Genomic DNA, 11,695 nt, shown 5'->3' with positions numbered 1-11,695 from the left:
TGCTCCAAGGATCGAGGCGGGAACGTGCTCAATCTTCGGAGAAATCGGACCCGGCGGCATCGCCGAAGCAACCCATTTCCGGGCTCCCCCGCGAGAGGGAGCCACGGGCAGCGTGTCCAGGGCGTGCTCGTCGATGCCGACGGCGGTCTGTTGCGGGCGGGCTCGGTATGAGCCCGCCCGCTGCCCGGGGGCACCCGGCCGGGCCTGCGTTGTGCCGCTAGCGCTGCAGGGTCAGCAGACCCGGGCGGTAGGGCAGGAGGCCGTAGTCCATGCCGTCAGAGCTCGGGCTGCGTCCCTGGTAGAGGAACTGCAGGTTGCAGGGGTCGATGGTCTTGGTCTGGTCGGGGTTGGTGCGCACCAGGTCGCCGTGGCTGATGTCGTTGGTCCACGTGGCACCGCTGTTGGCCTTGCCCGCGAAGGGGTTGGACTCGGTAGCGGCCTGCGGCGTCCATGTGCCGTTCAGGCTGGTGGCCGTGAACGAGCGGAAATAGCGCCCACCGCTGCCCATGGCCTCGACGATCATGAGGTACTGGTTCTGGCCCTGGACCTTGTAGACCTCGACCGCCTCGAACAGGTTCGCCTTCGTGTCGCTCATGACGAGCTGGTAGCTGGTGCCGAAGCTGCTCGGGAAGTTGCCGAGAGGCATGCTGGCGCGGTAGATCTGGCCTTCGTCGTTGGCGAAGAACAGGTACATGTTCTGGTCGTCGGCGATGAGGGTCTGGTCGATGGGGTTGTTCACGGGAAGCTGCCCGTTGAAGAGCTCCTGGTGCGGGCCCCAGCTGTTGGGGTCGGCGGGGTTGGTCGACGTGCGGTAGGAGAACTTGTACGGCCAGCCCCACTGGTAGGCGAGCACCCAGATGTTCTTCGGGGCGAAGTAGATCAGCGTCGGGGCGACGGGGTTGAAGCTCGTCAGCCTGGTCTGGCTGGCCGAGGCCATGTCGGACCAGTTGGTGAACGGGCTGAAGACCACCGAGTTCCAGGCGTCTCCGGTGTCGTGCGTCGTCGCGTAGACGAGGTACTGGCCGTTGTGGCGGACGGCGGTGAAGTCCTTGAGCGAGACCTGCCCGTTCTTCGGCTCCGCGAGCGGGCCGGTCGATGTCCAGCGGTACGTCGCCGGAAGGGCGCAGGCGCCGCCGCCACCGCCGACGAGGGCGAGCTGCCATTGCTGGTTGGCGCCGCCCCAGTCGCTGTACTGCACGACGCTCGCGCCGTCGTTGGTCGCCGCGTTCTGGACTTCGACCGCCTTGTTGCTGTTGCGGTTGATCAGGCGGACGTAGCCGCCGGCGGAGTCGGCCAGCCGGAACTGCTGGTTGGCGCCGCCGTGGTCGGTCCACTGGTGAACGGCGGCACCGTCGGCGGTCGACCAGCCGGAGACGTCGAGCATCTTGCCCGAGTGCCGCGCCCTGATCCGGTAGTAGCCGCCGCCGGCGTCCACGAACTGGAACTGCTGGTTGTTGGCGTTCGTGCGGGTCCACTGCTGGAGCAGGGCCCCGTCTGCGGTGGACACGCCGCTGACGTCCAGGGCCTTGCCGCTGTTGCGGTTCACCAGCACATACCAGGCGGAGGTGTCGACCGTGGCGGCTGCAGCCGAGTTGGTGAACGGGTTGAGTACGGTCGCGGCGGCGGCCCCGGCGAGCACGCCGGCCCCGCCGAGGAGCATTCGCCTGCGGCTCTTGGGGTTTTCCATCCAGGCCATTGATGGCCTCCTTCTTCGAGGTTCGTCGGGTCTTGGAGGTGAGGGTCCGTTGCTACGGGTGGGCCCAGGCGATCGCGGACTGGCGGGTGCCGGATCGGCCAGTCAGCGAAGGCCGCCGCGAGCGCGGCGATGCCTCGGGTCCAGCGGGACGGGATCGAGAAGATCGGGCCCTCTCCGCCGGACGGAGGCATGGGAAATATCTGTTATCGCTCACATATCGCAGCTCGACTCCGAAACATCTGATGTCTTTCCGGCGCTTCGAACTATAGAGACGTATCGATGTTTCGTCAATGGCCGGACCGACCGCTCCTCTTGTCGTTGTCGCGCCGCCATGCGCCCGGCAGAGGAACGCGCGTTCACCGACGGGTCGTCGGGAATCCTCACCTCGCTCCGGCACTGCCAGGGCGAAGGGGTCGGGCACTACTGCGGCGTCCTGCTCGGCACTCACGGCACGAGGTCTCGACGGCACCCTTGGATTCATCGGACAAGCGCTGAGCTGGATTCTGAGCCGTCGTGTGCAAACCAAGCGCTGCCCGAGCGGCAGCCGCACCAGCCGGGCATCGGAGGCCGTCGCGGATCGCCCCGTCGCCTTGTTCAGTTCGGCAGGAGCGTACGAACCTGTTCGCGGATTTCCTGCAGGAGTTCATCGACGGTGCGGTCGGTGTTGTTCGGGGCGGCCATGGCGAGGTACATGATCGCGGAGACGATGTGGGCGAGGGTGGCGGCGCCGGGTTCGGCCTGCAGCTCGCGTTGCAGTACGGCGGTGATCGCCGCTTCGGTCTCGAATGCGAGTGCCAGCGCTGAGCGGCGGTGCGGTTCCTCGGGGTCCCCGAAGACCATTTCCCGCAGGTAGGTGCGGCCGTTGCCGACGTGCTTGCGATTGCATTCGACGACGGGGCGGACGATGGCCATGACGGCGTCGAGCGTGTCACCGGTGTGCTCGGCGTCCGCTTTGCCTCGGGCGAGCGCGTCGGCGTAGGTGGAGTTCTGTGCGAGCAGGAGCAGGTCGCCTTTGGTCTTGGCGTAGAGGAACAGCGTGCCGGTGCCGATGTCGGCCTTGTCGGCGATCTGCTGGGTGGTGACCTCGTCGACGCCGTGCTCGGCGAAGAGTTCGCGGGCGGCGGCGGTGATGCGGTCGAGCTTCTCCTGCTTGTTCCGCTCGCGCCGTCCGACCCGCTGCGAGGCGGCTGGCATGGTGTCCTCCGGAAGTCGAATATGACCCCAGTCGGTCATGACTGGTGTGTGAGCTCGGATCGCGATGCATTCTCCCACGGCGGCCCGAAGCGCTGCGGCCTGCGGCGATGACTTTCACGGCCGATCGACGCGCCGTGGCGAACGGGACTCGTTCGCCCTGGACGCCCCGTCGTGCTCGGTCGGTCATTCCTGGTAGTGCTGCAAGATCGTTCCCTCTTTGACGAAGGTGAGCGTCCCGGTCACGTCGTAGGCGTGTACCGCCGAGACGAACTCGCCGAGCCGGTTCGACAGCTTCGCGACCGCGTCGCCGGCGTAGAACGCCCGGCGGGCGTCGGCGTCGGCGAACCCCAGGATCAGCGAGGCGTGGAACCGCTGGTCGACGGGATTGTCGTGCGCGACATCGGGTGTGTCCCAGAGCCGCCGGTTCCAGGGCATGAACACCTGCGTGCGGAGTTCTTTCAGCACTCGCGTGTCCGCGAGGGCGGGCACGAACTCCTCGTGGAGGTACCGGCGGAAGGCGCCGGTGCCGACGCCGTCCTTCCTCCTGAGGTAGACCATGGCCCGGGCCCCGGCCGCATCGCCGGGTGCGGCGACGTGGTACCAGCGGGCCGAGTTCGGCGGCCCCATGTAGAGCAGCGTCCGGCGGAAGACGTTCACCTCGTCCTTGTAGGCCAGTTTCGTCTGCTTCCGGCCTCGCAGCGGGGACAGGACCGACTTGAAGGCGACCTCGGCGAGTCCGTCCATCCGGCGATCGGCCGGTATGGCCGTCTCGACGCCCGGAGTGGCCGGCCAACGTCCCGGGTTGTCCTCGGCCAGATGGATCTGGCGGTACTCGTCGAAGCCCGGCGTGACACGGATGATCTTCGAGTGCGGGCCCTTCCAGTAGTCCATGCCCTCCCGGCGGGGCCGATCGCCCCGGATCCACAGCGAGATCGAGCTGGAGAGCGGCTTCTTGGTGTAGCGCAGGCGGTAGACCATTGCCCTGCCTCCTTACTGTCCGAGGAACTTGACGGCGACGGGCGCGAACTCGTCGTGGAACTGGAAGATCCCGCCGTGTCCGGAGTCCGGGTAGATGACCAGCTCCGAGCCATCGATGCGGCGGTGCATGTCCTCGGAGAGGACAGAGGGCACCATGCGGTCGTTGTCGCCGTTGGCGATCAGGACCTGTTGCGTGAGCTTCGACAGGTCGTGCGGCGTGCCGCGGCCGTATTTCTTGATGGCCTTCAACTGCGTCCGGAAGCCCTTGAACGGCATCGGCGCGTCGCGGTCTTCGGTGCGTGCACCGGTCGTCCGCTCGACGTAGGCCTTCGCGGCCTTCTTGCCGGCGGCGTCGCGGTTGAAGAACAGGAACTCCCGCGGGTCCGAGCGGGTCAGCGTCGCCCGCAGGATGTCGAGGTAGGTGAGACCGGCGACCTTGTCGATGTCCTTGCCGCCCTTCGGCCCGGTGCCGGTCAGGGCCAGCTTGCGGACGAGGTCGGGGTGCTCGGCGATGAGCGCTTGGGCGATGAAGCCGCCCAGCGAGAACGAGAAGACATCGATCTTGTCGTAGCCGAGCGCCTTGATGAACGCGTAGGCGTCGTCGGCCATCGCCTCGATGCTGTCCGGGACCTCGCCGCTGGAGGCGCCGACGCCGCGCTGGTCGAAGGCGATGACATGGCGGTTCTCGGCGATCGCGTCGACGATCCGCGGGTCCCAGTAGTCGAGGGTCGCGGCCAGGTGGACGAAGAGGACGACCGGGATGCCGCCCTTCGGGCCCAGCTCGCGGTAGGCGAAGTCGACGCCGCCCGCGGTGACGGTGCGCGTGGGCGCTGCGACCTAGGAGGTGACGACGGTGTCGTCCGAGTGGTCTCGCGTGTCCATGTCTTGCTCCTTCTTACGGTGGTGACGGTCTGCTGATTCGGTCAGATTTCAGTGATGACGGCCTTGCCGCGGAAGCCGCCCCGCTCCAGCGCTCCGAGGGCCTCGGGGGTCTGGGCGAAGGTGACGGTCTTGCCGACGACAGGCCGGATCGCGCCCTTGTCGATGAGGGCGGTGATCTCGCGGAGCTGGTCGCCGCTGGCGCGCATGAACAGGAACTCGTACTGCACGCCGAGCCTGCGGGCCTGGCGGAGGATGCCGCTGCTGAGGGCGGCGACCGCCAGGCGCAGCACCGGATTCGCGCCGATCTCGCGGGCGAAGGCCGGGTCGGGGGGCCCGGCGATGCCGATCGCCTTGCCGCCCGGGCGCAGGACGCGCAGGGACTGCTCGAGGTTCTTCCCGCCGAGGCTGTCCAGCACCAGGTCGTATCCGGAGAGCAGCCTCTCGAAGTCCTGAGTGCGGTAGTCGATGACGACGTCCGCGCCGAGTCCGCGCACGAAGTCCGCGTTCGACGCGCTCGCGGTCGTCGCGACCGTGGCACCCAGGTGCTTGGCGAGCTGGATCGCGATCGACCCGACGCCCCCGGCCCCGGCATGGACGAGCACTCGCTGCCCGGGCCGCACATCGCCGCGTTCGACCAGGGCCTGCCAGGCGGTCAAGGCGACCAGCGGCAGCGAACCCGCCTCCTCCATGCTGATCGACGCGGGCTTGAGCGCCAGGTCGGCCTCGGGGACGGCGATGCGCTCGGCGAACGTGCCGATCCGGTCCTTGCCGGGGCGGGCGTACACCTCGTCGCCCGGTTCGAATCCGCTGACCTTGGCGCCGACGCGGAGGACGGTGCCCGCGAGGTCGTGGCCGAGGACGAGCGGCAGGTCGTACGGGAGGATCTGCTTGAACTCGCCCGCGCGGATCTTCTCGTCGAGCGGGTTGAGGCTCGCGGCCCGCACCTGCACGAGCACGTCGTGCTCGCCCACGGCGGGCTCGGGGACCTCCGCCAGCTCCAGCGGGGCCTTGTATTCCTTGACGACGTACGCCTTCATTGCTCGCTCCCTCGGTGACGCTCGCTCAATTTCTGACTTACCTCAATTATGACTCGACTCAGTTCTTTCGTCAAGCGGAACCGCTGCAACGACCGGGATCACATCGAGAGCAGGTGGCGGAGGCAGCGAGACTCCGCTGGCCGAGGCGGGCGGGCGTGCCGCTGGACCGCACCCGGCGAGCGGCACGGCGACGTCGTCGCCCGCGAGGCTGACCACAGGCGGGTGCGGTACGAGGAGGCCCTGTGCCGGATCGCGGTGCGGAGCTCCCGGCACGACCTCACGAACAGGAGGCAGGGGCAGTGTCCGCAATAGGCAGGGCATCCCGTCTTGCGGGCTCAGGTCGTCGGTTTCAGGGGCACGCGCAGTGCCACCCTCCAGCCTGCCGTGTTCGTCGGGCCCGCTTCGAAGGTGCCTCCGAGGAGTTCGGCGCGCTGCTTGAGGCCGATGAGGCCGTGCTTCGCGCTCGGCAGCGGCATCACCGGGCGGTTCGGGGCCGCGTTGACCACCTCGGCCACGACGGCGCCGTCGGCTCGGGCGACCCGGACGCGGACGGCGGCGCCGGGGGCGTGCTTGCGGGCGTTCGTCAGCGCTTCCTGCACCGTGCGGTAGATCGCCCGCTGCAGCGGGGGGCTGAGCTCCGGCAGCGGGCCCGTCTCGAGGTCCACCTGCATGCCGGCGTTGTCGACGAGCTCGCCGAGCTGGTCGAGGGTCGGCTGGGGCGCGAGGCCGTTGCCCTCGCCGCCTCCGGCGCGCAGCACGCTCACCATGTACCGCAGCTCGTCCAGCGTGCGCGCCGCGAGCGTGCGGATCGTGTCGGCGGCTTCCTGCGCGGCCGGCTCCCGGCTGCTCACCTGGAGCGCCCCGGCCCGCACCGCGATCAGGCTCACCTGGTGCGAGACGACGTCGTGCATCTCCCGGGCCAGGTGCGCGCGCTCCTGCGCCAGCACCTTCTGGGTCGCCAGCGCCTGCTCGTGCTCGCGGACCTCGCCGATCTCCTCAAGGCGCCGGGACAGCTCCTGCTTGGTCTGGAGCAGCTGTCCGAGGAAGACCGCCGCGCCCGCGGGCGCCAGCGAGTACACGCCCCACACCGGCCAGGCCGATTCGGCCAGGATGTCGCCGCCGCCCCACCAAGGGGCGATGGTCAGACCCGCGTAGACCAGGGCGCAGCCGCTGAGCAGCCACCGGTTCCGGGTCGTGCACGCGACCGTGAACAGGGCGATGAGCGACGCCGCGGACTGGCCCATGAGCAGCGGCATCGGGAGCGTGGCGATGAAGACCGCCAGCGGGAACCGGCGGCGCACGGCCAGCGCGGCCACCCCGGCCACGAGGACGGCGTCGTCCCACCAGTTCCCGGGCATGTGGTTGAACGCCAGGTCGGCTCCGGCCACGGCGACGAGGGCGGCGTCGAGGAGGACGGCGGGCCAGCGTGAGCCCGAGCGCCACCGGGCCGCGAGCGGTTTCAACGCTGCTCTCCGTGGTCGAGCAGGCCCGCGCGTTCGGCCAGGAGCGCGGCTTGGACACGGTTGGCGACCTGGAGTTTGGCGAGGATCGTCGAGACGTGGTCCTTGACGGTGCCGACGCCGAGGTAGAGGCGGGCGGCGATGTCGGCGTTGGAGAGTCCGTCGGCGAGGTGGACGAGGACGGCCCGCTCCCGGTCGGTCAGGGTGTCGACGAGGACGGTGTCGGCGGTCGGCCTGCGGGTCGACGCGAGGTAGCCGTCGACGACGGTGGAGGTGACCTTCGGGGAGAGGACCACCCCGTGGGCGGCGAGGGTGCGCACCTGCAGGGCCAGGTGGTCGGGGGCGGTGTCCTTGAGCAGGAACCCGGCCGCGCCCCGATGGAGGGCGGCGGCGACGTACTCGTCGTTGTCGAACGTGGTGAGCATGGCGACCACGGGCGGCGACGACTTCGCGAGGATGCGGTCGAGCACGGTGAGGCCGTCCACGTCGGGCATGCGGATGTCGAGCAGCACGATGTCGGGGTGCAGCCGTTCGGTCTCGGCGACCGCGCGGGAGCCGGTGACCGCGCCGACGACCTCGATGTCCGGCGCGGCGTTGAGGATGAGTTCGATGCCGCTGCGGATCAGCGCCTCGTCGTCGACGATCAGGACCCGGATCACGGCTGCTCCTCTGCTGTCGTTGCCACGGGTCGATTCGTAGCACGGCCGGGACGTTCCGCGGCGGTTCCGCGGCGATTTCCGCCGGTCGGCAGGGGTTTCCCGGTCGGTCGGCGGGCGGGCGGCCCCTGCCCGGGGGGATCGGTTCCCGCCGTCCGCGGCGGCGCGGCGGACCTTCGCCGGAGGCGGGCGCGCCCGCGCCAACGGAGGCTGGATCCATGACTCATTCGCAACCGCCGCACGAGAAGGCAGCGCGCGAGCACGCGCCCGGCCCGTCTCCCGATCCCGCGCTGACCGCTCCCCCCGCGAAAGGCGACGCGTCGATGGGACGCCTCGTCGGGGTGGACCTGGCCCGCGCGCTGGCCGTGTTCGGCATGTACATCGTCCACGTCGGGCCGATGCTCTCGACCACGAGCGGCGTCGGCACCTGGGTGCGGTACATGGCCGACGGGCACTCGTCGGTCCTGTTCGCGACCCTCGCGGGCTTCTCGCTGATGCTCATCGCGGGCCGCAGGGAGCCGAAGACCGGCCTGGCCGGGCGGAAGGCGAAGGCGCGCATCGCGATCCGCGCGGTCGTCCTGCTCGCCTTCGGCACGCTCCTGGCGAAGTTCTACGGGGACGTCATCATCATCGGCTTCTACGGGGTCTACTTCCTCGTCGCCATGCTGTTCCTCAGGCTGAGCGGGAAGGCGCTCGCGATCACCGCGGCCGCGCTCGCGGTCGCCGGGCCGCAGGCGGCGTTCCTCATGCGCCCGTTGCTGAGCGGTTCCGTCCAGCAGGCCGTGGACGCGTACGACCCGTTGGAGCGGCTCAGCGGCGTCGGCGTGATCGACCTCTTGTTCACCGGCTTCTACCCGACGGTCCCCTGGATCGCGTTCGTGGTCGCGGGCATGGCCCTGGGACGTGTGGACCTGTCCGCCCCCGCCAACCAGCGGCGTCTCGCCGCCCTCGGCGCCGGGCTCACGGCGGTCGCGTACGGCCTGTCGCTGCTGCTGGCGGGCAAGGACGCGCTGCGGAGCATGGCCGAGGACGGGTCGTCCGGCTCGGGTTCCGGCTCGTGGTCGGGCTCGTCGAAGCCGCCGATGGACAGCGGCTCGTTCGACTACCAGCCGTCGGTCCGCGAGCTGTTCGTCGCCGGGCCGCACAGCGGGACCACGTTCGACATCGTCGGCAGCGTCGGCGTCGCGATCCTGGTGATCGTGGGCGCGACGTTCCTGATGGACCGGCTGCCGCGCCTGCGCCGCCTCGCGGCGCCGCTCGTCGCGGTCGGCACGATGTCCCTGACGGCCTATGTGGGCCACTTCGCGGTCATGTCCTGGCTCTCGCTGCCCGGCGGCGGCGTCCGCGGTTCCTGGGTGCCGGTGCTGACGCTCATCGCCGGAGCGGTCGTCTTCGCCGCGGTCTGGTCGCGATTCTTCAGGCGCGGCCCGCTCGAGTACCTGCTCAACCTCGCGACCAAGCCCGCGAAGTACGTCAAGTAGCGCGCGGACGCTTGAGGAGGACCGCCGCCGCCGCGGCGGCGGCGAGTTCTCCTGCGGCGAGGCCGATCCAGACGCCGGTGGGTCCGAGGGCGCTGAAGGCGAGGACGGCGGGGATCTTGAGGGCCAGGAGCGTGCCGATCGACACGGCGTAGGAGGGCCGGGGGCGGCCGACTGCCTGGAAGTAGGCCGATACCAGGGGCGGGACGCCGGAGAACGCGAGTCCGGCGGCGATGATCCGCAGGGCGGTCGCGGCCTCGGGGGCGGGGGTGCCGAGGAGGAGCGTCGTCAGCTGCGGGGCGAAGAGGGCGGTGAGGAACGCGGCGGCGGCGCTGTAGGCGAGGGTGGCGCGCAGGGCGAGGGTGCGGGTGCGCAGGACGCGTCCGGCGTCGCCGCGTCCGGCGTTGAAGCCGACGATCGGCTGCATGCCCTGGCTGATGCCCAGTTGCGGCATGGTCGCGAACGTCTGGATGCGGGTGCAGGCGGCGTAGGCGGTGATCGCGGCGGCCGCGCCGAGCCCGGCGAGGGTGTTGTTGACGATGAGGGTCAGGGCGGTCGCGCCGAGGCCCGCGAGCATCGCCGGGGACCCGACGGCCAGGAGCGCGCGGACGGTGGGCCAGTGGGGGCGCAGGTGGTGGGCGCGGATGCGGTAGGGGCGCTCGCGTCTGCCGAAGAAGAACCAGAGGCTCATCGCGGCGGAGACGGCCTGGCCGCCCGCGGTGCCGAGGGCCGCGCCGCGCACGCCCATGTCGAGGCCGTAGATGAGGACCGGGTCGAGGGTGATCTGCACGAGGACCGGGACGACCCACAGCATGGTGGCGAAGCGGAGGCGTCCTTCGGCGCGCACGAGGCTGGAGAACCCGGTGCCGACCAGCGTGGACGCGAGGATGACCACCGCGTAGTCCCGGGCGTAGCCGCGCAGTTCGCCTTGGGCGCCGAGGACGTCCAGGAGCGGTTCGAGCAGCGCCAGGCCCGCGGCGGCGACGGCGGCGGCGCCGGCCCAGAACACCAGGAACGCGGCCCCGGCGGCCCGGGCCGCGCCCTCGCCGTCGCCCGCGCCGAGACGCCTGGAGACCAGGGACGCCCCTCCCGACCCCACGGTGGTCGACAGCGCGCCGACGACGAGGAGGACGGGCGCGACGAGGTTGACCGCGCCCATCGCGGCCGGTCCGACGCCGTGGGCGACGAACGCGGCGTTGGTGAGCGCGTAGATCCCGTATATGCCGACGGACATGGTCGCCTGCGCGGTGCCGTGCCGCAGCAGGCGGCCGACCGGGGCGGCGGCGAGCGCGCCGACGCCTTCGATTGTCCTGGCGGGCACGGCTATCCCTTGTGGGCGAACAGGGTCATGAGCTCGACCAATAGGCCTCGGGCCCAGTCGTACTGCTTGGTGTCGGTGTGGCCGCGGTAGTCCGTCTCGATGATCATGATCAGGATGAGGTGGAGGCCGTAGAGGCGGCGTCGGACGCGCTCGGTGTCGGTGAGGGGGCCGCGGCCCCAGCCGCGGGCGAACGCGTCGGCGTCGGACATCGCGGGCAGCTCGGCGCCGCAGAACCCGGCCTCCATGAGCGGGTCGCCCCAGAAGGCGCGCTCGTGGTCGATGATGCAGACGATCTTTCCGTCCTTGACCATGACGTTGCTGGGCCACAGGTCCCATTCGACGAAGCGGGGTTCGGTGACCTCGTCGAGGCTCGCTTCGTGCTCGGCGATGACGGCGCGGACCGTGCCGTAGTCGAAGCCGAGGTCGACGCCGCGGCGTTCGCCGTCGGCGAGGACGTCCTCGCACATCTGCGTGAAGGCGGCCCGCCAGGTGGGGAAGCGCGGGTCGAGGAACGGCCCGAAGCCGGTGCCCTTGATCGCGTTGAGTTCGGCGTTGCGGGCACCGAGCTGCTCCCAGTACGCGGCCAGCTCCTCTGGTGGAAGCGCTCCCTCGATGATGCCGATGTTGTCGGCGTCGATGTAGGGCATGAAGAAGTACGGCGCGTCGCACAGCTCCAGGCCCGTGTCGGCGAAGAGGACCTCGGGGACGGGGACGTCGGTGTGCTCGCGGATGAGGGCGAGGGAGGCCAGCTCGATGTCCATCGCGCCCCGCTCGTACGTCATGACCTCGACGCCCGGCGGCGGCGCGATCTTGAGGACGACCTCCCGGCCGCCGCGCAGCCGGATCCGGTAGGCGACGTTGAACCAGCCGTGGCCGAGCTCTGCGGCGAAGTCCTCGCCGACCGGGACCTCGTCCGGACCGAACGCCTTGGCCACCATGGCTTTGAGGGTCTCGGGGGTCTGGCGGTTCTTGGTGATGCTCTCCATTGCGGTG

At 70.2% G+C, this 11,695-nt stretch carries 9 protein-coding genes and 1 pseudogene; 1 reads left to right on the top strand and 9 read right to left on the bottom strand.

Translation table 11 applies throughout. The annotated features are described in order from the left end of the window. Positions 1–217: 217 nt before the first annotated feature. From ACGGCP_RS01170 to ACGGCP_RS01140, 7 genes and pseudogenes are all read right to left on the bottom strand, one after another. Positions 218–1,687, bottom strand: a complete 1,470-nt coding sequence (locus tag ACGGCP_RS01170; RefSeq protein WP_392960413.1) for a non-reducing end alpha-L-arabinofuranosidase family hydrolase — start codon at positions 1,685–1,687, stop codon at positions 218–220. 603 nt (positions 1,688–2,290) lie between these two features. Beyond that, a complete protein-coding gene (locus tag ACGGCP_RS01165) occupies positions 2,291–2,890 on the bottom strand; it encodes a TetR/AcrR family transcriptional regulator (RefSeq protein ID WP_392959333.1) in 600 nt (199 codons plus the stop codon). Positions 2,891–3,073: 183 nt separating this feature from the next. Next, positions 3,074–3,868, bottom strand: coding sequence for a strictosidine synthase (locus ACGGCP_RS01160; protein WP_392959330.1), 795 nt, complete (start codon positions 3,866–3,868; stop codon positions 3,074–3,076). 12 nt (positions 3,869–3,880) lie between these two features. Next, a pseudogene (locus ACGGCP_RS01155) lies at positions 3,881–4,750 on the bottom strand (alpha/beta fold hydrolase). A 41-nt stretch (positions 4,751–4,791) separates the two neighbouring features. Then, positions 4,792–5,787, bottom strand: coding sequence for an NADP-dependent oxidoreductase (locus ACGGCP_RS01150; RefSeq protein ID WP_392959327.1), 996 nt, complete (start codon positions 5,785–5,787; stop codon positions 4,792–4,794). Between the two features lie 335 nt (positions 5,788–6,122). Then, positions 6,123–7,250, bottom strand: coding sequence for a sensor histidine kinase (locus ACGGCP_RS01145; RefSeq protein WP_392959324.1), 1,128 nt, complete (start codon positions 7,248–7,250; stop codon positions 6,123–6,125). After that, on the bottom strand, positions 7,247–7,906 hold the full coding sequence (locus tag ACGGCP_RS01140; protein WP_392959321.1) for a response regulator: 660 nt from the start codon (positions 7,904–7,906) through the stop codon (positions 7,247–7,249). The genes ACGGCP_RS01145 and ACGGCP_RS01140 overlap by 4 nt, the downstream gene beginning before the upstream one ends. Before the next feature lie 215 nt (positions 7,907–8,121). On the opposite strand from ACGGCP_RS01140, the gene ACGGCP_RS01135 reads away from it, so the two are divergent. Next, entirely contained in the window at positions 8,122–9,384 is a 1,263-nt protein-coding gene (locus tag ACGGCP_RS01135; RefSeq protein WP_392959319.1) for a DUF418 domain-containing protein, read from the top strand. Here the strand turns inward: ACGGCP_RS01135 and ACGGCP_RS01130 are convergent. Further along, positions 9,377–10,702 (bottom strand): MATE family efflux transporter, encoded by a 1,326-nt coding sequence (locus ACGGCP_RS01130; protein WP_392959317.1) that lies wholly within the window; start codon positions 10,700–10,702, stop codon positions 9,377–9,379. The genes ACGGCP_RS01135 and ACGGCP_RS01130 overlap by 8 nt on opposite strands. Positions 10,703–10,704: 2 nt before the next feature. Then, positions 10,705–11,688 carry a phosphotransferase family protein gene (locus ACGGCP_RS01125; protein WP_392959315.1) on the bottom strand — a complete coding sequence of 328 codons (984 nt, stop codon included), beginning with the start codon at positions 11,686–11,688 and terminating at the stop codon, positions 10,705–10,707. Positions 11,689–11,695: the final 7 nt, after the last annotated feature.

The sequence above is a fragment of the Glycomyces sp. NPDC048151 genome (assembly GCF_043202775.1).
Lineage (GTDB): Bacteria > Actinomycetota > Actinomycetes > Mycobacteriales > Micromonosporaceae > Glycomyces.
The sequence above is the reverse complement of the archived record's forward strand: the minus strand, read 5'-3'. Positions and strand labels throughout refer to the sequence as shown.

What these genes read in the sequence shown, in the direction of transcription:
- ACGGCP_RS01170 (WP_392960413.1), bottom strand. Translation starts at nt 1,687, where the DNA reads ATGGAAAACCCCAAGAGCCGCAGGCGAATGCTCCTCGGCGGGGCCGGC.
- ACGGCP_RS01165 (WP_392959333.1), bottom strand. Translation starts at nt 2,890, where the DNA reads ATGCCAGCCGCCTCGCAGCGGGTCGGACGGCGCGAGCGGAACAAGCAG.
- ACGGCP_RS01160 (WP_392959330.1), bottom strand. Translation starts at nt 3,868, where the DNA reads ATGGTCTACCGCCTGCGCTACACCAAGAAGCCGCTCTCCAGCTCGATC.
- ACGGCP_RS01150 (WP_392959327.1), bottom strand. Translation starts at nt 5,787, where the DNA reads ATGAAGGCGTACGTCGTCAAGGAATACAAGGCCCCGCTGGAGCTGGCG.
- ACGGCP_RS01135 (WP_392959319.1), top strand. Translation starts at nt 8,122, where the DNA reads ATGACTCATTCGCAACCGCCGCACGAGAAGGCAGCGCGCGAGCACGCG.
- ACGGCP_RS01125 (WP_392959315.1), bottom strand. Translation starts at nt 11,688, where the DNA reads ATGGAGAGCATCACCAAGAACCGCCAGACCCCCGAGACCCTCAAAGCC.